Origin of the sequence: Actinocrinis sp. (assembly GCF_035653575.1) — a bacterium.
Classification (GTDB): Bacteria; Actinomycetota; Actinomycetes; order Streptomycetales; family Catenulisporaceae; genus Actinocrinis.
In genome coordinates this window covers 24,941-43,477 of the sequence record NZ_DASRBQ010000170.1, presented here as the reverse complement: position 1 = coordinate 43,477, position 18,537 = coordinate 24,941, and the positions used below count along the sequence as shown (strand labels likewise).

Sequence of the window (18,537 nt, the reverse complement as noted above, 5' to 3'; positions counted from 1 at the left end):
CACCCGCCGCCGCCGCGATGATCGAGGTCACCGGCCTGGCCAAGACGTTCAAGACCAAGCGCGGCACGGTGGAGGCGGTGCGCGGGCTCGATCTGACCGTGCGCGCCGGCGAGATCGTCGGCTTCCTCGGCCCGAACGGCGCCGGCAAGACCACCACCCTGCGGATGCTGACCACCCTGCTGGAACCCAGCGGCGGCACCGCCGTGGTGGCCGGGGCGGATCTGCTGCGCGAGCCGACCGAGGTGCGCAAGCGGATCGGCTACGTGGCGCAGACCGGCGGCACCGACGGCGCGTGCACCGTCGCCGAGGAGCTGATCACTCAGGCCGAGCTCTACCGGCTGGGCGCGGCCGAGGCCCGGCAGCGCTGCGCCGCGCTCGTGGAGCAGCTGGACCTGACCGGGCTCGAAGACCGCTACGTCAAAACCCTGTCCGGCGGGCAGAAGCGGCGGCTGGACATCGCGCTCGGCCTGGTGCACGCCCCCCGGCTGGTGTTCCTCGACGAACCGACCACCGGCCTCGACCCGCAGAGCCGCGCCCATCTGTGGACACACGTGCGCAAGCTGCGCGACGAGCTGAACACCACGGTGTTCCTCACCACGCACTACCTCGACGAGGCCGACGCGCTCTGCGACCGGATCCTGATCATCGACTTCGGCCGGATCGTCGCGGAGGGCACCCCCGAGGAGCTCAAGCACCGCATCTCCGGCGACTTGGTGACCATCGAGCTGGCTGGTGAGGGCGACGGAGAGAAGGCGCAGTCGGCGTTGGGGGACGTCGAGGGCGTGCGGGACGCCACGCTGAGCGGCAAGACGCTGCGCGTGGTCGTCGACGCCGGCGGCCAGCAGCTGATGGGCATCATGCGCGCGCTCGACTCGGCTGTGGTACCGATCGCGTCGATCCAGCTGGCCCGCCCGACCCTCGACGACGTGTTCCTCACGCTCACCGGCCGCTCGCTGCGCGATGACAGCCCCGGCTCCGGTGCGCCGCCGCAACCCGGCGACGCGGGCGGCAGCCCGGACGACGCCGGTAATCCGGCCGACTCCGCCGCCCACGATGACGCCTCCGCTCCGAGCGACGCGACCGGGAGCCCCCGATGAGCCTTGCCAGCACCCTGCGAGACACCCGCCTGATCTTCCGCCGGCAACTGCGACTCTCGCTGCGTAACCCCGCGTGGCTGATCATCGGGGTTATCCAGCCGATCCTGTACCTGGCCCTGTTCGGGCCGCTGGTGAAGCATTTCGTCAGCGCTCCCGGCGCATCCTCGGACCAGGCCTGGCGGATCTTCGTGCCGGGCCTGCTGGTACAGCTCGGCCTGTTCGGCAGCCTCTTCGTCGGCTTCGCGATCATCGCCGAATGGCGCGCCGGGGTGATCGAGCGGATGCGGGTCACCCCGGTCAGCCGATTCGCGCTGCTGTTCGGCCGGGTGCTGCGGGACATGATCGCGCTGCTGGTCCAGTCGGCGATCCTGGTGCTCACCGGCCTGCTCATGGGCCTGCGCGCGCCGATCGGCGGGGTGCTGTTCGCCCTCGCGTTCATCGCGGTGCTCGCGATCAGCATGTCCTCGCTGTCCTACGCGGTCGGCCTCGCGCTCAAGAGCGAGGACTCGCTCGCCCCGCTGCTCAACTCGGTCGCCGTTCCGGTGCTGCTGCTGTCCGGCATCCTGCTGCCGATCACCCGTCAGTCCGCGCCGAGCTGGCTGTACTACCTGTCCCGGATCAACCCGTTTCGTTACGTCGTCGACGCGATGCGCGAGGTCTTCGTCGGCAACTACGCGGACCTGACGGTGCTCTGGGGCAGCCTGATCAGCCTCGTCCTCGCGATCGTCTGCATCATGCTCGGCGTGCGCCGCTTCCAAATCGAAAGCGCCTGATACCGGCGCCGACTGCGCTGACCGACGGCGCTGGCCGACCGCCCAGACCGGCCGCGGCTCAATCGAACGGCAGGGCGAGCCAGAGGGCTGACTTGGCGTCCCAGTGCAGCGCCGTCCCATCGAACTCGGGCGCTTCCAGCTCGAGGGCGGACAGGCTCGGCCAGGATTCGGCTGGCCAGCGGGACTCGTCGCGGGGGAGGACCAGCGCCACCCGTGGGGGCTTGGCCGGTAAGCGGCGGGTACCCGCGCGCTCGGCGTGCCGCCGCTGCTCGGCCCAGCGGTCCAGCAGTGCGGCGAGTGCGGCAGGGGCCTGACTCTGCAGCTCGCGCAGCAGGGCTTTGACGAACGTGGCGCTGACCGAGATCAGGCCGGGTTCGCCGCCGTTGTGCGCTACCGCGCCACCGGACTCGACCAGCGCCGCGGCGAACGAGAAATAGGGTCCCGACGCGCGGTCCGGCCGCCAGGACTCGGCGAGCCGGGCGAGCTCGTCCGCGGTCAGGTCCGGGTACCGACGGCGCAGCGCGACGAGGTCCTCTGCCGCCGCGGCGCGCGCGGCGGCCTGGTGCGCGCCGAAGGTCCAGTCCGGCCACTCGGCACGGATGCGGGCTTCGTAAAACTCGCTCACCAGGCCGAGGCTACGCCTGGTATCGGCCTACGTTCGCCGGTTCGGGATGACGCCCGGGACCAGCCGTCCGGCGGCTGGTCAGAACCGGTCGGACGGGCCGCGCCACGGGCCGCCGGTGCGGCGCCGGGACACCAGCCGCCGCACCACCAGCGCGACGACGAGCAGTACCACGATCCAGATCAAGAAGGATCCGAGGCTGAACCGCCACAGTGCGTGCCAGGCCAGATGGTGAAGGAACCCGTGTCCGAAACCGCCGCGGCCGAGCCGGCGCAGCGGAAACCGGAAGACGCCGTTGCCAGTGAGCACGGCAGACACCGCGCCACCCCCTAGAGAGACCTCGTGGAGACCCCGTCCCGGCGGGGACGAATCGTCCTGACACCGGGCACATCCTCGCGAGCGTAGCAGAACGGCGCGCCCGACCCGGTTCGCGCGCTAGTCGCCGGAAAACCGTCCGCGTTAACCGGAAAGCGGCCCGCGCGCCGCCGACGCGTCGCACAGCCGAATCAGGATCCGTTCATCGCGGCCGGAACACCGCATGGCGGCTTTGGCTTGACGCGGCCGACGCTCTGGTGTGGGTTTGGTGGTGATGGGTACGTCTGGGTGCACTGGCGGAGGTCACGCGTCGGGCAGGTAGAAGCTGGGAGACTGAACATGACTGATGAGACTCGCCCCTTGACCGATGAGACCGGTTACCCGATTGACGGGGGCGCCACCCACCGGGTCGTGATCATCGGCTCCGGCTTCGGCGGCCTGTTCGCGACCCGCGCCTTGCGGCACGCGAACGTGCAGGTCACTATGGTCGCCGCTACTCCGCACCATCTGTTCCAGCCGCTGCTGTACCAGGTCGCCACCGGCATCCTCTCCCAGGGCGAGGTGGCCCCGGCGACCCGGGAGATCCTGGCCAGGCAGCGCAACGTGCGGGTGCTGCTCGGCGAGGTCACCGACATCGACCCGAGCGCCCGCAAGGTCACCGCGCGGGCACCCGGCCGTGGCGACCTGTTCCACGTCGAGTACGACAGCCTCATCGTCGCCACCGGGGCCACGCAGTCCTACTTCGGCAACGACCAGTTCGCCGAGTTCGCCCCGGGCCTCAAGAGCATCGACGACGCGCTCGAACTGCGCGGCCGCATCTTCGGCGCCTTCGAGCTGGCCGAACTCGAGCCCGACCCCGAGGTGGAGCGCCGGCGGCTGACGTTCGTCGTAGTCGGCGCCGGGGCGACCGGGGTCGAGATCTCGGGTCAGATCGCCGAGCTGGCCCACCGCGCGCTGGTGGGGGAGTTCCGCCGGATCGACACCCGCAAGGCGCGCATCGTGCTCCTCGACGCCGCGCCGATGGTGCTGCCCGCCTTCGGGGATCCGCTCTCCACCAAGGCCGCGGACCGGCTGCGCAAGCTCGGCGTCGAGATCCACCTCGGCGCGATGGTGGTCGGCCTTGACGCCGGCGGCATCGAGATCAAGACCCAGGACGGCGGGCACGAGCGGATCGAGGCGCTGACCAAGATCTGGGCGGCGGGGGTCTCCGCCTCCCCGCTCGGCCGGATCCTGGCCGACCATGCCGGGGCCGAGGTGGACCGGGCCGGCCGGGTGAAGGTGAACCCGGACTGCTCGCTGCCCGGTTTCCCGAACGTGTACGTGGTCGGCGACCTGATGGCGCTGGACAACCTGCCGGGCGTCGCCCAGGTCGCCATCCAGAGCGGCCGGCACGCCGCGCGCCAGATCCAGCTGCGGTTGGAGGGCAAGCCCGCGGGCGAGCCGTTCCGCTACCACGACAAGGGCAGCATGGCGACGGTCTCCCGGTTCAACGCCGTGGCCAGCATCGGCAAGCTGAGGCTCAGCGGGTTCGTCGCATGGCTGCTCTGGCTAGTGGTGCACCTCATGTACCTGGTCGGCTTCAAGCACCGGGTCACCACGGTCATGCACTGGGCGGTCAGCTTCGTCGGCCGCGGTCGCTCCGAGCGCGCCGTCACCGCGCAGCAGGTCTTCGCGCGCACCGCGCTGGAGCAGCGCGCCGCCCAGGAAGTGATCGAGGCGGAGACCAGAGCCAGCGTGCAGTAGCCACTCGGCGCGCAATACCGGGCTGTTTCCGTTACGTCAATTAATATCTACGCAAAGCCCTTGTCAGTGTGACGAGGCTCACTTACCGTCCGTAATACTACCGGCCGGTAGCTGTGACGGTCGCAATGCCGCGACCGGCTCCGTGCATTTCCTGTCCTGTCACGGAGGACTCCATGGCTCCGGCCCACCCACACCCTTCGCAGCTCCCTGTCTCTGCTCCACCGGCGCAGCGTCGCGCCGGCCGACGTACCCGCGCCGCGCGGCGAGTTCGATCGGCGCTGCTTCGCTCGACGCAGTTTCGATCGCCCCTGTCTCGAACAACCCTGTCTCGAACAACCCTGTCTCGAACAGCGCTGTCCGCGCTCACGGCCGCCGTCGTCGTCGGTACGACCAGCCTGGCCACCGCCGCCGGACCCGCCGCCGCGTCCGCCAACTACCCCGTCGTCTACAGCTTCGCCGCCGGGATCACCGCCGAACTGCTCACGCCCGGCGCCGCACCGCCCGGCTCGAACAACTTCGGCTGTAAGCCCACTGCGACACATCCCTATCCCGTCGTCCTCGTGCACGGCACGTTCGGCGACATGACAGACTCCTGGCAAGCCCTTTCCCCGCTGCTGGCCGACCACGGCTACTGCGTCTTCGCGCTCAACTACGGCGGCGCCTCGGGCAGCCTGTTCCAGGGCTATCAGGAGATCGCCGCGAGCGCCGGGCAGCTGTCCGCGTTCGTCGACCGGGTCCTGGCCGCGACCGGCGCGGCGAAGGTGGACATCGTCGGCCACTCCCAGGGCGGCATGATGCCGCGCTACTACCTCGACTTCCTCGGCGGCGCCGCGAAGGTCGACGCCCTGGTCGGGCTCTCCCCGTCCAACCACGGCACAACCCTGGACGGCCTGTTCGGCCTGCTGTCCGCGTTTCCGGGCGGGTCGTCTTTCCTCGGCTCGCTCTGCGCGGCGTGCACGGAGCAGGCCGCGGGTTCGCCGTTCCTGACCAACCTGAACGCGGGCGGCGACACCGTGTCAGGGGTGCGCTATACCGTCATCTCGACCAAGTACGACGAGGTCGTCACGCCGTACACGACACAGTTCCTGTCCGGGCCCGCGGTCACCAACATCACGTTGCAGAACCAGTGCGGCCTGGACTTCGCCGATCACCTGGCCGTCATCTACGACCCGATGGCACTGAACGATGTGCTCAACGCCCTCGATCCGGCGCATCACGTGGCAGTCGGCTGCACGCTGGTGCTTCCGGTACTCGGCGGCTGAGCGAAGCGGCGGCGACACACAACGAAGGCCCCGGCCCGCAGCGCGTTTTCATCCGCGCTGCGGGCCGGGGCCGAGTTCGTCCGGCGCAGACTCAGGTGCCGCAGAAGGGCAGGCCCGGCTCCGGCTGGTCGTTGACGCCACCGCTGAGGTTGATCACTGATACCCAGCCGAAGGTGCCCTGTGCCGACTCGGTCCACGCCCACCACTGGTTGCGCAGGTTCCCGACCGTGTGCTCGGCACCGGAGGACTGGCAGTAGAAGGGCTGCGGTCCGGAGCCGATCGTGCCGGATTGGTTCAACGTTCCGGCCTGAAACACCAGCGCGCCGTTGGCGTTGCCCACGGTGCACTCGAACTGTCCGGGGGCCAGCTTCGTGCAGCCGCCGTTGCCGGGCGCGGCGGCCGTGTAACGCAGGTACGGCGTGATCGGCGCGGGCGGCGTGGTCGTCAACATCGTGCCCTGGTTCGTCGTCTTCGAGGTCGTGCCCGTGGTGGCACCGGTACCTCCGGTGCCGGCCATGCCCATCCCGGAGGCAGAGGGCATCGCCGAGGCCGCACCTGCCCCTCCGCCCGCTCCCGTACCGGTTCCGGTTCCAGTTCCGGACTTCGCGGCCTGGCTGCCATTGGTCATCGCAGGGGTCTGCATCGTGGCCTTGGGTGCGTCGGCGCTCGGCATCGCTCCGATCACGCTGCCGTGACCTGTCATCGCCTGGCGGCTGAGCACGACGCCGAGGGTCAGGCCCGCGACGATGCTGACTACCAGGAAGGCGGCCGGCGCGCGCCGCTTGCGCGCGGTCTTCACGTAGCCGCCGTCAGCGTCCTTCTTCGACCCGCCGCGACCGCCGCCCCGACTGCCGTCGCGGCCCTCGCCGCGCGGCCTCGGCCTGCCGCCGTCCTCGCCGTTGCGCTCCCGCAGTGCGGCCAGGCCGAAGTCCGGCGTGTCGTCCTGCTCCAGGTCCAGTTCGACGAGCGGCACCATCTGGGTGGCCGTGGTCGCGCCGAAAAGTTCGTCAAGGGTCTGCTCGTGGGCGGCATCGGCGCTGGCGTTCGGATAAGCCATGGCCAGCGACTCCAGCCGGCCGGCCACGATCGCCGCGGACGCCGGCCGCGCGGCCGGTTCCTTCGCCAGCAGCCACAGCACCAGCTGGTCGATCTCGGGGGCCACCTCCGGCCGCCAGCGCCGCACCGGCGTCGGCTCGTCGTGCAGGTGGCGATGCAGAATGGTGAGGCTGTCGTCGGCCGGGAACGGGGGCAGGCCGGTCAGCAGGACGTAGAGGATGCAGCCGACCGAGTAGAGGTCGGACTGCACGGTCGCCGGGCCGCCCATGATGCGCTCAGGGGCCGTATACGCGGGAGTGCCCAGGCTGTTGGCGCCGGTGCGGGTCAGCCGCTCGGTGAACCCGGCGCCCTGGAGGAACCCGGCGATGCCGAAGTCGAGGACTTTCACCATGCCGTCGTGGCTGACCATGATGTTGGCCGGCTTGATGTCCCGGTGCAGCACTCCGGCCTCGTGCGCCGCTTCCAGGGCCCGGCTGATCTGCACTCCGATGGCCAGCGCCGCGCCGATCGGCATCGGGCGCCCGCCGCGCAGCTCGTCCAGGTTGCAGCCGGTGACCAGTTCCATCACGACGAACTGGTGCCGCTGGTACTCGCCCTGGTCGTAGACCGCGACCACGTTCGGGTGGGTGATCCGGGCCACCGCGATCGCCTCGCGGGTGAACCGGTCCGCGGTCTCCGGATCGGCGCTCGGGTCGCCGAGCACGAGCTTGACCGCCACGTCCCGGCTCAGCCGTTCGTCCCGCGCCGCCCACACCTCGCCCATCGCGCCGAGGCCGAGCCAGCGCGAGAGCCGGTACCGGCCCGCGATCAGCGCTCCTTCGTCGATCTGCTGCGAGTAGTGGTGGTCGGTGCTGGTCACAGGTCCCCCCTGGTCGGGCTCGCTGCGGATGCGTGGGTTCGGGACAGGACTCTTACTCAGGGCGTCCCGCGCCGGTGTGCGGCACCGGCGCGGGACGTTGTGGGTATTTCAGATGGACCGTCGGTCCGGCGCTGGGTCAGCTGTGCGAGCCGTACATGGTGTTGTAGTTGCTCATGTAGGTGCTGTCGTAGTTGTAGCCGCCCCAGTAGTTGCCGGTGCCGCCGTTGCGCAGCGGGCCGACCGCGCTCAGGTTGTTGCTGATGTCGTTGACGTAGAACAACCACTTGCCGTCCCAGCTCGGCGCCAGGCCGAACAGCGCGCCCGCGCCCGGGCTCGAGCCGGAGACCGCGGTGGTGTCCAGCGCCTTGACCAGGACGACCTGGCCCTTGAGGCTGATCGCGATCAGGTTGCCGTTCGCCCCGTTGACCGTGAGCAGGAACCCGCCGAACGAGGTCAGGCCGAGCGGCATCTTCAGCAGGCCGGCCTCGGCCAGGGTGAATCCGAGCCCTGCGCTGTTGTGCCGGGTGGTGGCCCAGTTGATCTGCGCGATCCGGTTGGCCAGGGAGTCGGCGACGAACAGCGTGGTGCCGACGAGCGTCACGCCGGTCGGGCCCTGGACGAATCCGTCCTTGCTGACCATCTCCGGGAACCCGGAGCCGACGATCACCGCGGTGTCCAGCCGGAAGGTCTGCCGGGTCACGTCCAGCTTCAGCCGGACCACGGTGCCCTTGTTGACCTGCTGGCCGGAGCGCCAGGTCACGCCGTTGAGCACGTTGGTGACGAACAGCTGCACGTCATCGCCGTGCTCCCAAGCGGCGAGACCCCACGGGCCGGCGATACCGTGGCCGGTGATGACGGCCTTCGCGCGACCCTGGCTGTTGAGCACGATGAGGCAGCCGGTGCCGGCGGTCTTGTAGGTGCCGTCGGTGGTGGGCAGGCTGCCGACCACGACCCAGCCGTTGCTGAGCACCGTCAGCGCTGTCGTCAGGCCGATGCCGCCGGGGCACTTGGACGGCAGCCGCGACTGGGTCAGCCAGGCGAACAGCGTCTTCTTGCCGGTGTTCGGGTTGATCTCGACGATCGTCGAGCCGGTGCCGTTGAGGTTCGCCTTGTTGTTGTAGTTGCTCACCAGGATGTCGCCACGCACCAGGTTGCCGATGCTGCGCGGCACGACCGCGACGCCGTAGGGGTTGACGTCGCCGTTGGACGGGACCGTCGAGGAGACGGTCTTGAGGGTGGTGGTGCCGGTGGCGACGTTCGGCGACCACTTCGACGAGTAGCTCGCGTTCGCGGACGTGGAGCCGTTGCCATGACTCCAAGGCGACGCGTAAGCGGTCGTCAGCGCGCCGGCGGCAATGGCGACCGCCGCGGCGGACCCGATGCCGACCCGGACCTTCGTTCTGCTCAACATGTCGCTGAACACGCTCCTTGAGATTTGTAATGCTTCAGGCTTGTTCGGCTGGCGCCGAGGGCGAGGCTTCGGACGGTTATCGGCCAAGCACGCGGCAATCGCGGATCCGGTTCAAACCGGCGGCCCGAATCGGTATTACGAAACGCTGACGCGTCCCACGCGCCGTAATGCATCGGACTGTGCGTCAGCTCGACCACCGCTCGGCACGGCCGTTGCCCGCCGCCGGTTCACCGCCCGGTGGGCCGCACTGACGCCTCGCACTGTTGTGTCGTACTGATGCATCTGTGCCGTACTGATGTGCCGCACTGACGCACCGCAGTAGTGCGTCGCCGCGTTCAACGCCCCGATCCCGATACGCCGCTGGTCCGCGACGCCTGAGCGCTCGCGTTGAACCGCTTTCGGAAGTCGTGCGTGCTAGCGGTCACGCGCGCGCCGAGCCAGTCGGCCCGGCGCCTCCGATAGCAACGGAAAGGGCGTGATGAGCACGTGCGCCGTCCTCTAGCAGCCCGCTTATCTGGCCTTGCCGTCCCGCTCGGGGCGACGGCCGCGCTGCTGCTGTCCGTCGGACCCGCACACGCCAGTGCCGGATACGGACAGCTGATTGTGAACCCGGGAACGGTCGCCCCCGGACAGACCGTCAGCATCCTGGGCACCTGCCCGAACAACGGCCACGGCCTCGGCGGGGTGTACTCCCCGGCCTTCGTGGGCGGCGCGGCATCGTTGACGCAGACCTCGATCAACTTCTCGGGCTCGGCGACCATCGCGTCTAACGCCTCGGGCAGCTACCAGGTGACCGCGGACTGCGGCGCCGGCAGCCCCAACCCGGTGACCATCACGGTCGCCGGCTCGGCGGTCGCACCACCCACGACGCAACCGCCGTCGTCACCGGCCATGGCCCAGACCTCGGCCGCGGCCGTGCCGCCTCCCGTCGCGACGAGCAAGGCGGCGATGGGCGGCGGAATGAACCAGACCACCAAGCCCGCCTCCCCCACGGCGAGCGGTGGCGCGATGGCCATGGGCGGCGGCGCAGCCCAGGCAATGTCCCCCACACCGGGTATGACCGCGGCCGGAAACGGGCCAGTGACCAGCACAGGCATCGTGCGAGTCGGCCTGGCCGGGTCGAGTTCCGCATTGACCACAGCAGGAGCCGCGGCGATCGCCGTGGCGCTGGCGCTTGCCGGCGGGGTCGGGTTCCTCGTGATCCGCCGCCGCCGCAACACACCTGGTACGCACATCTAAGGAGCGAGAGTGTCCGCATCGAGTTCGCACGGCCGGCGGGGGCAGCAGTCCGGCCAGCCGTTGCGCAGGACAACGAGGGCTGAGTCGACCCGGGCCCGCCGGGAGCGTCGCAGTTGGCGGACGCGCAAGGTCGGTACGATCTTCGCCGCCATGCCAGTAGTGGTAATCGCCGCTGTAGGCGTGGCGATGGCCTCGCCCTTCCACCATCACCACAACAACAACATGGGTGCCGCCGCGGCCGCGTGTACCAGTGCGAGCCCAGCCGCCGGAACAACCACGTCGACCACCGCGAACACCGGTGCCGCCAACAACGGCACCGCGAACAACGGCGGCATGGCCAACAACGGCGGCACCGCGAACAACGGCGGCGCCGGCACGGCCACCAACAATGGCGGCGCGAACATGGGTGGCGCCTCCAACCGCATGACCACCATCCAGTCGCGCTACCACCACCCGAGCGCCTCGGCGAGCGCAGTCACCGCTGGCGCCGGTAACACCACCACCGGCATGAACAACACCGGCACCGGTAACGGAGCCGCCGCGGCCACCACCTCGGCCGCCGCCGGCGCCGGAGCCGCGGGAGCCACCACCTCGGCAGCGGCCGGCACCACCACGACGACCACCACCGCGGCCGCCGCGAAGCCGACCTGCACCGCCACCGCCGCCGCGGCCACCACCACCTCGGCCGCCGCCGCTGCCGCGGCCACCCCGAACCCGAACTGCACGCTGATCGTCCCGGCCAACCCGCTCACGGCGGCCGGCCTGGCCACGCCGTACCAGCTGGTGGCCACCAACCCGGCGATGGGTGCGTGCCACGAAGCCAACGCCAACCAGTCGGCGTTCGTCGAGGGCGCGATCCTGACCGCGGACGGACAGCTGACGCTGTACGACCCGCTGGTCATCGACCAGGGCACCCAGCCCGCGGCGCCCACCGTGCCCGCGCAGGTTCCGGCCGGCTCGACCGTCGGCCTCTGGTTCGGCTTCAACGGCACCAACCTGACGCTGCAGTCCGCGGCCGGCACCAACAGCCTGACGCAGGGCAACTGCGTCAACGGCGCGGGAGCCTCGATCTTCGGCCAGTTCGCCTACTGCAACGCCCCGGCGTTCTTCCAGACGGCGAACCAGGAGATCCAGGCCAACATGCTGCAGGTGCCGCCGGTGGGAACCGCCACGGACGGGCTGCCCTGCCCGACCACGCGTGACTTCTCCCTGGTGGACCAGGACCAGAGCGACAACGTGGTGACCCACTACCTGGCCACCGCGAACGGCCAGACCGCGCAGATGAACGCGGCCTCGATGGCCAAGCTCGGCGCGAACGTGACCGACCTGGCCAACGGCTCGGACAACCTGCTGCTGAACAAGTTCGTGGACCCGACCCTCGGCTGCACCCCGTTCACGAAGCCTGACCAGTCCAGCGACGGACAGGCCAGCGGCGCGCTGCCGCTCGACGAGCTGTCGGCGATGGCGAACCAGCAGGCCCCGATCGCCCTGGTGCCGATGAACGACCCGATGACGCTGAACAACAACAACATGTCGACGAACAAGACCAACCTGTACCGCGCGGGCGTCGACCAGCCGCAGATCGGCCAGGCGGCCGCCGACGCCGGCACCGGCGCGACCTACTGCACGAACCTGTTCGGCAACCCGATGGGTATCACCCGGGTGTTCAAGGACATGGCGATCTTCCAGAACGGCCCGTCGGTCGACCCGGCGATGGCCACCAACCTGTTCACCTTCCTGGCGATGCGGGCGAACCAGTCCTTCACCAACCTCAACTGCCAGGGCCTGATCAACAAGCCCAACCCGATCGCGCTGACCACCAACGGTCAGGGCGTGGTGACGGCCGCGGTCATGGTGCCGCTCGGCCAGACTCCGCCGCAGGCGATGGCCGGCGCGGGTAACGGTGCGGCAGGCGGGACCACGGCGACGACCGCCCCGGCAACCACCGCCACCGCGACTCCCACCCCGACCATGACCATGCACAAGCGGCCCAAGAAGGTCCACTGGTAAGCAGGGGCTGACGAGTGGCACACCGCTGAGGACTGGTAACCCGGTCCTGTGAGACACCGGCCCGCGTACCTTGGAAAATCAGGGTACGCGGGTCGGTCGTGCACATATGGAGGCTGTGATGGCCGTTCCCGCGGCAGCAACAGCGGCAGCAACAACAGTGCGAGCCAGTAACCGATTCGCCGCTGACGTGGTGTGAGCCCGGTCTGCTACGCGGCGGTCAGCGCCGCCTCGATCGCCGCGCCGTTGCGCTCCAGCCAGGCCTCGCGGCGTTTGATCTCGTCCCCGACGCCCGCCTCCCACATGCGTGCCCAGCCGCCTCCCTCCGCCTTGGCGATGTAGCGCATCGAGAACCAGGCACGGCGCGCGCGCAGCACCGCCACCTCCACGACGCGAGAGCGGTCCAGCTCTGAGAGGCCGTACGCGTCGGCGAGGATCCGGCATCGGCGCGGAGCGTCGGCGTCGCGCAGAAGTGGGTCACGGTCGGCGGGGTCTTCAAACGGGGCCCAGTAACGCATCGCGTTCTGCACTTCGTCGACCCTTGAGACCGGTTTGGCCAGATCGAAGTCGATGAGCGCGACCGCCCGCCCGTCCCGGAACACGACGTTGTCCGGCGTGACGTCCATGTGGCCGACCAGTTCCACGGGATAGGGCGGAGGCGGCGGCGTCTCCGGGTCCTGCGGCGCGGCCAATCCCTGGAAAGCCCGGACGCCCTCCGGTACGACGAATCCGGCCGCCGCGTCGTCGTACTCGCGCAGGAAGCTGCCGACCGAGGCCAGGCGCCGCTCGTCCGCGATCCAGGCCGGCCGCGGGCGACCGGCCACCTCGCCGTGCATGTACGTCAGCACCTCGCGTCCCGCCGCGTCGATGCCGAGAAGCCGTGGCGCGCCTTCGAACCCGACCGATTCGAGGTAACGCAGCAGCGCGTGGACGAGCGGCGCGTTGGCGCCCACCGGCCTGCGTACCGTGTCTCCGACGCGTACGACGCCTTCCGTGACGTCTCCGCCGATGAGCGGGATCTCGGGTGCTGATTCGTCAGGCTCCACGTATGTCTGCATCTCGGCCCCCGGACTGGAAGGTGTCACACGGGAAGGTGTCACGGTCGCAGGAGCATACCCGGGCATACGAACGCCCCCGAAGCGGACCGAGCCGTTTGATCTGGTCTCGGCCGCCTCGGGGGCGCCAACCCATCCCGGGGTCTCAGTGCACCGGCGCGTCCAGCAGGGTCTTGCCGGTGGCGGTCACCACTTGGAACTTCATGATCTCGTCGGCCTCCATCGCCACCCCGCCGGGGATGGTCGCGGTGCCGCTCGACGGAGCCCACCAGGTGCTGGCGACGACGCGGTTGCCTTTGTTGTCGACCGCGAGGAGCATGCAGTCGTCACCGGGCGGGACGTTGTGCATCGTGACCTGGACCCAGCTGCCCCACTCGGTCGCGTGGTACTTGACCTGCCCGGTGATGCCCATCGCCGCGTTCGACGCGTTGATCGTGGTGGTGACCGGCGTGCCCGAGCTCGTGGTGCCCGCGTACACGCTGATCACCGCGGCGGCGGCCAGCACGCCGCCGGCCGCCGCGATGGAGACGCGGCGCACCAGGCTGCCGGACCACAGGCTCGACAGTAGGCCGGATTTCTGGTGTCCGGACGACTTCTGCCGCGCCGGGCGGCGACGGCGCGCACGTCCGGAGTGGCTCGAGCCGCCGGGGGACAGGTCGAGATCGGGATCGGCCGCGCCGGCGAATCCGGGCGAGCCCTGACCGCTCCAGGCGGAGGCGGGCGAGGCAGCCGCCGAGCCGGGCACCGCGCCCCGCCCCGACGCCTCCCGAGCCGCGGCCTTCTCCAGCAGCCGGGTCAGCAGCTCGCCGTCCGGGGGTACCGGTCCGGCGGCCATCTCGGTCTCGGTGATGCGGGCCAGCACCGCCGGTACCGCGGCGAGCTCGCGGTACTCGGCGCGGCAGGCCGCACAGTCCACCAGGTGTGTGCGTACCTGGTCGGCTTCGGCCGGGTCCAGGGCGCCGAGCGCGTACGAGCCCAGCGCGATGCGTTGGTCCGGCGAGCAGGAATCCGCCGCCGGAGGATAACCGGGCGGGTAGCCAGGCGGTCCGGTCCTTCCCCGACCGGACCCGGCGCCCGCGTGCGAGCGATCGGTCACGGAGTAACCCCCCGTTCCTCACAGGCGAGCCGCAGGGCTCTCAATGCGTAGTAGGTGCGGGACTTCACGGTCCCCGGAGGTATGCCGAGCGTCTTCGCGGCCTGCGCGACCGACGCTCCATGGTAGTAGGTTTCCACAAGGACGGCCCGGTGCTCCGGAGAGAGAACGGCCACCACCTCGGCCAGTTCCCAAGCGTCCAGGCTGCGGTCGTAGGGATCCGCGCCGGTGTCGGCCAGCGACTGCGCCCAGTCCTCTCCGAGGCGCCCCTCACCGACCTCGGCCGGGCGGGTCTTGCGCGCCCGGATCGCGTCGATGACCAGGTTGCGGGCCACGGTGAACAGCCAGTTGCGCGGCGAGCCGCGGGACGGGTCCATCGCCTCCGGATGGGTCCACGCCCGCAGCAGCGTCTCCTGGACCACGTCCTCGGCGGACGAGCGGTCCCCGTGCAGCAGCCGCAGCGCGTATCCGAGCAGCGGGCCGGCGTGCTCCGCGTAGAGCGCCCGCAGCCGGTCCTCGCTGGTACGCGCGGGTTTTCGGGACTGATCCGCCTTGGTTGGCAGGGTCCTGCCAAACGACCGGTTCAACAGTTCCACTCCGAGTGGGTAGGGCGTCGGAAGAGTAGTGCTATCTGCCACGGAGTTCTCGCATGGCTGCTCCGAGCCGGCTGCTCCATCCACCGCCGCTGGGCTCATACGGCGGTTCCTGCATCTCCTCCTCGTTTTGCGAGCGGACGCCCTGGGCGGTCTGGCCGAGCCAGCCGGCCCAGTCCTGATCCAGCATCCCGCTGTACATCTGCGTCGCCTCGGCCGGAGGCAGCGCCGGGGGCGCGCCCTGACCGGGAACCATGGCCGGGTCCGGTGCCGGGGGAAGCGCGGGGAGCGCCGGCTCTAGCTGGCTCGCGGCGAGCGCGGCCTGCTGCTGCGCCGCCCACTGGTAAGCCTGCTGATACGCCTGCGCCATCGCGCCTTCCGGCATGCCACCGGCATTGTTGACCCCATAGCCGAAGCCGCCGCCGAAGCTGTAACCGGGAACGTTAGCGTACCCTGACGCCCCCGGTTGGCCGTATTGCGGATTTGGGCCGAACTGCTGCATGACCTGTTGCTGGCGCAGCTGGTCGGCGATGGGTCCGCCGAAGATCATGACCGCGACCCAGCTCTGCCCGTCGCCGAGCATACGGCCGAGGAACTGCGAGAGCATGGCCGGCCCGGCGTTCGGCGGAAGTGCGCCGTTCCAGTTCGAGCCGCTCGCGCCGCCCCAGTCGCTCCCGCTGTCCCAACCCCAGCCCGCTCCTCCCGCGCCGCCGCCACCGCCGGAGCCCTCGCCGTACGCGGCGACCTGCGAGCTCGAGCCGTAGACGTCGGGCAGCTGGTAGGCGGGGGGCTGATACGGATCACCGGTGGTGGCTACGAGACTCTCGTAGATCGGTGATCCGGCGATGTTGAGATCAGACGTGCTGGTCATCTGTGCCCTCGCCGTTTCATGATCCTTCGCTCTTCGAAGGCTGTCCCTGAGGCGAATGCACGTGCGGATGCCGGGTTCGGTTCACCGGTGCCGGAAGGATTTTTTTCCGAGCTGTTCGCGGGCGCTCGGCTGGCGGCTCACCGCGGCGATCCGAGCCGGCGCGACCCGTCGAACGGGCCTGGCGCGGCTCAGGCGGCGTCGGCGGAGGGCAGACCCGAGGGCAGGATCGCCCACACGGTGCGGCCGCAGCCCTGTTCCGTGTTGACGCCCCACAGCTGCGCCAGCGCGCTGACCAGGATCAGGCCGCGGCCGCTCTCGGCGTCGGGTTCCCGGACCCGGGGACCCGACGGGCCGCAGCCCTGGTCGGTAATCGCCAGGTACACGGTCTGCGCGGTGGCCTGCAGCTGGCAGGTGATCTCGCTGCTGTCCGTGTGCACCAGCGCGTTGGTGAACAGTTCGCTGACGATCAGCGCGGCGTCTTCGTAGACGGACTCGCCGACGCCCCAGGCGTGCAGGTGCTCGGTGATCCGGTTGCGCGCCGCGGAGACGCTGGCTCCGTGCGCCGGCAAGTGGAAGACGTCGCGGTGCAGGGCAGCGGACTCGCCGGGAAAGGGAGGGGCGGGAAGGGTGGCCGTCGTGGTGGCGGCCGTACTGGAGTCGGCCGGCCCGTCCTCGTCCGCGGCGCCCGCGGCGGCTTGGACCGCGGCCGCGGCCGGGGCGGCCGCCGAGGCCGGGTGGGAACGGTTCACGAGCGTCTCGCCTTCCGCGCGGAGGTGATCGGGCCTCGCGCGGCGCGCCGTCGGCGGCGACTGCGGACGCTGAATCACAGGAATCACTATGCTGTCCGCCAGCAACGGATGGCAAGAGTCAACCTGGAAATTGCAGAATTGGATGAGCAGACTGTTCGCTGCGTTACCGACATGGCACACTGAGCCGCATAGCGGCCGGTGCGGAGGCAGAACGTGAGCGGTGACGTACGGTCGTCGGGTGGCGCCCCGACGGTGATGCGGATGGTCCTTGGCAAGCGCCTCGAGGACCTGCGCAAGCAGGCCGGACTCGGCTACGAGGAGGCCGCGGCCGCCTTGGACGTCACGCATTCGACGATCCGGCGCATGGAGAAGGCTGAGGTCAGCCTCAAGATTCTCTATGTCGATCGGCTCTTGCGCATGTACGGCGTCACCGAGCCGAGCGAGATCGAGGCCTTCCTCGCCCTGGTGCGCGAGGCCAACCAGCCCGGCTGGTGGCACCGGTACCGCGACGTGCTGCCCGACTGGTTCAGCGCGCACGTCAGCCTGGAGGTCGAGGCCGCGCTCATCCGGGCCTACGAGCCGCACTACGTGCACGGGCTGCTTCAGACGCCCGATTATGCGCGTACAGTGCTGCGCGCGGGCCTGCCGCACGCGCCCGACCCGGAGATCAACCGCCTGGTGGATCTGCGCGTCGAGCGTCAGTCGCTGCTGCACCGCGAAAACGCGCCGCGGTTCTGGGGCGTGATGGATGAGACCGTCTTCCGTCGCGCCGCGGACCGCAAGGTGCTGCGCGCACAGGTTGACCGGCTCATCGAGGCTTGTTCACTGCCCAACGTGACGCTTCAGGTGATGCCGTTCGCCGCAGGCCCGCACCCCGCGATGTACGGGCCGTTCTGTATCTTCCGGTTCCGCTTCCAGGAGCTGCCGGACATCGTCTACAGCGAATCGCTGACCGGGGCCGTCTATATCGACGACCGCGATGACGTGTCCGTCTACCTGGAGGCATTGGACCGGATGTGCGCACAAGCCGCACCCGCACCATCCACTGAGGCGTATCTCAGTGGCATTCGCAAGGAGATCTGAAAATGACCGAAACCGACATATACAACGGAATGCCGGCGGCCCACCTCGGGCAGCACGGCTGGATGAAGCCCTGGAGCGGAGGCAACGGCGGCAACTGCGTCGAAGTCCTCAAGCTGCAGGACGGCAGGATCGCGATGCGCCAGTCCACCGACCCCGAGGGGCCGGCCCTGGTGTACACCGTCTCGGAACTGTCCGCCTTCATCGAGGCGGCCAAGACCGGCGGCGCGGACTTCCTGCTCGCCTAAGCGGCGCACCACGCCGCGATCGTTGTGTCACCGGCAGCACCGAAGAACCGCAGTACCGAAACACCGGAAGTACCGAAACACCGCAGTACCGAAACACCGCAGTACCGAAGAACCGCAGTACATCGCAGTACAGGAACACCGCAGTACAGGAACACCGCACCACCCACGTGACGGTGCACGGGACGTGTCCGGGCGCTGACCACGAATCCTGATACCGTCCCGGTTCCGCCGTACGAGCAGAGCCCCGCCCCCACGGGCCTCACCCCCACAGGTCCCGCGGGTCCCTGCCACGAGGCGGAACCGGGCGTCCACGGACAGCGCGGTCCGTTACGGCGAATTTGAATGATCCTCATGTTTTAGCTCAGTCTTGGCAATGCCCTGACTGACTCTTTACCCTACTCGCGAGTAGGTTGACGCGACGCAAGGCACTCCTCACCACGTGTTTTCCTGCCTGGGAGCGTCAG

Annotated in this window: 17 protein-coding genes; 8 read left to right on the top strand and 9 right to left on the bottom strand. The window is 69.8% G+C overall.

Features of this window, described 5'->3' with window-relative positions:
• Positions 1-17 precede the first annotated feature (17 nt).
• Positions 18-1,097: an ATP-binding cassette domain-containing protein gene (locus tag VFA06_RS23320; RefSeq protein WP_349260315.1), complete on the top strand. Its 1,080-nt coding sequence runs from the start codon at positions 18-20 to the stop codon at positions 1,095-1,097.
• Positions 1,094-1,870: an ABC transporter permease gene (locus tag VFA06_RS23315; RefSeq protein WP_324842829.1), complete on the top strand. Its 777-nt coding sequence runs from the start codon at positions 1,094-1,096 to the stop codon at positions 1,868-1,870. The genes VFA06_RS23320 and VFA06_RS23315 overlap by 4 nt, the downstream gene beginning before the upstream one ends.
• Positions 1,871-1,928: 58 nt before the next feature.
• On the opposite strand, the gene VFA06_RS23310 is transcribed toward VFA06_RS23315, so the two are convergent.
• Positions 1,929-2,495 carry a hypothetical protein gene (locus tag VFA06_RS23310; RefSeq protein ID WP_324842828.1) on the bottom strand — a complete coding sequence of 189 codons (567 nt, stop codon included), beginning with the start codon at positions 2,493-2,495 and terminating at the stop codon, positions 1,929-1,931.
• A 78-nt stretch (positions 2,496-2,573) separates the two neighbouring features.
• Positions 2,574-2,801 (bottom strand): hypothetical protein, encoded by a 228-nt coding sequence (locus tag VFA06_RS23305; protein ID WP_324842827.1) that lies wholly within the window; start codon positions 2,799-2,801, stop codon positions 2,574-2,576.
• Between the two features lie 345 nt (positions 2,802-3,146).
• On the opposite strand from VFA06_RS23305, the gene VFA06_RS23300 reads away from it, so the two are divergent.
• Together VFA06_RS23300 and VFA06_RS23295 are read left to right on the top strand one after the other, a co-directional pair.
• The gene (locus VFA06_RS23300) at positions 3,147-4,550 is read left to right on the top strand and encodes an NAD(P)/FAD-dependent oxidoreductase (RefSeq protein ID WP_324842826.1); all 1,404 of its coding nucleotides are present in this window, start codon (positions 3,147-3,149) and stop codon (positions 4,548-4,550) included.
• A gap of 395 nt (positions 4,551-4,945) precedes the next feature.
• Positions 4,946-5,812 carry an esterase/lipase family protein gene (locus VFA06_RS23295; protein ID WP_414639952.1) on the top strand — a complete coding sequence of 289 codons (867 nt, stop codon included), beginning with the start codon at positions 4,946-4,948 and terminating at the stop codon, positions 5,810-5,812.
• 91 nt (positions 5,813-5,903) lie between these two features.
• Here VFA06_RS23295 and VFA06_RS23290 read toward each other — a convergent pair whose 3' ends face one another.
• Together VFA06_RS23290 and VFA06_RS23285 are read right to left on the bottom strand one after the other, a co-directional pair.
• Positions 5,904-7,727 carry a serine/threonine-protein kinase gene (locus VFA06_RS23290; protein ID WP_324842824.1) on the bottom strand — a complete coding sequence of 608 codons (1,824 nt, stop codon included), beginning with the start codon at positions 7,725-7,727 and terminating at the stop codon, positions 5,904-5,906.
• 136 nt (positions 7,728-7,863) lie between these two features.
• The gene (locus VFA06_RS23285; RefSeq protein WP_324842823.1) at positions 7,864-9,138 is read right to left on the bottom strand and encodes a hypothetical protein; all 1,275 of its coding nucleotides are present in this window, start codon (positions 9,136-9,138) and stop codon (positions 7,864-7,866) included.
• Between the two features lie 603 nt (positions 9,139-9,741).
• Here VFA06_RS23285 and VFA06_RS23280 point away from each other — a divergent pair.
• Together VFA06_RS23280 and VFA06_RS23275 are read left to right on the top strand one after the other, a co-directional pair.
• Complete coding sequence (locus VFA06_RS23280; protein WP_324842821.1) at positions 9,742-10,377, top strand: hypothetical protein; 636 nt, start codon at positions 9,742-9,744, stop codon at positions 10,375-10,377.
• Between the two features lie 150 nt (positions 10,378-10,527).
• Positions 10,528-12,387, top strand: coding sequence for a hypothetical protein (locus tag VFA06_RS23275; RefSeq protein ID WP_324842820.1), 1,860 nt, complete (start codon positions 10,528-10,530; stop codon positions 12,385-12,387).
• Between the two features lie 206 nt (positions 12,388-12,593).
• Here VFA06_RS23275 and VFA06_RS23270 read toward each other — a convergent pair whose 3' ends face one another.
• The 5 genes from VFA06_RS23270 to VFA06_RS23250 all read right to left on the bottom strand — a co-directional run bounded on the left by VFA06_RS23270 (position 12,594) and on the right by VFA06_RS23250 (position 16,745).
• Complete coding sequence (locus VFA06_RS23270; protein ID WP_324842819.1) at positions 12,594-13,442, bottom strand: phosphotransferase; 849 nt, start codon at positions 13,440-13,442, stop codon at positions 12,594-12,596.
• 142 nt (positions 13,443-13,584) lie between these two features.
• The gene (locus VFA06_RS23265) at positions 13,585-14,535 is read right to left on the bottom strand and encodes an anti-sigma factor family protein (RefSeq protein ID WP_324842818.1); all 951 of its coding nucleotides are present in this window, start codon (positions 14,533-14,535) and stop codon (positions 13,585-13,587) included.
• The gene (locus VFA06_RS23260; protein WP_324842817.1) at positions 14,532-15,119 is read right to left on the bottom strand and encodes a sigma-70 family RNA polymerase sigma factor; all 588 of its coding nucleotides are present in this window, start codon (positions 15,117-15,119) and stop codon (positions 14,532-14,534) included. The genes VFA06_RS23265 and VFA06_RS23260 overlap by 4 nt, the downstream gene beginning before the upstream one ends.
• A gap of 40 nt (positions 15,120-15,159) precedes the next feature.
• On the bottom strand, positions 15,160-15,996 hold the full coding sequence (locus VFA06_RS23255; protein ID WP_324842816.1) for a hypothetical protein: 837 nt from the start codon (positions 15,994-15,996) through the stop codon (positions 15,160-15,162).
• Positions 15,997-16,184: 188 nt separating this feature from the next.
• Positions 16,185-16,745: an ATP-binding protein gene (locus VFA06_RS23250; protein WP_324842815.1), complete on the bottom strand. Its 561-nt coding sequence runs from the start codon at positions 16,743-16,745 to the stop codon at positions 16,185-16,187.
• Between the two features lie 261 nt (positions 16,746-17,006).
• Here VFA06_RS23250 and VFA06_RS23245 point away from each other — a divergent pair, with 261 nt between their 5' ends.
• Positions 17,007-17,828, top strand: coding sequence for a helix-turn-helix transcriptional regulator (locus VFA06_RS23245; RefSeq protein ID WP_324842814.1), 822 nt, complete (start codon positions 17,007-17,009; stop codon positions 17,826-17,828).
• A gap of 2 nt (positions 17,829-17,830) precedes the next feature.
• Entirely contained in the window at positions 17,831-18,073 is a 243-nt protein-coding gene (locus VFA06_RS23240) for a DUF397 domain-containing protein (protein WP_324842813.1), read from the top strand.
• Positions 18,074-18,537 lie beyond the last annotated feature (464 nt).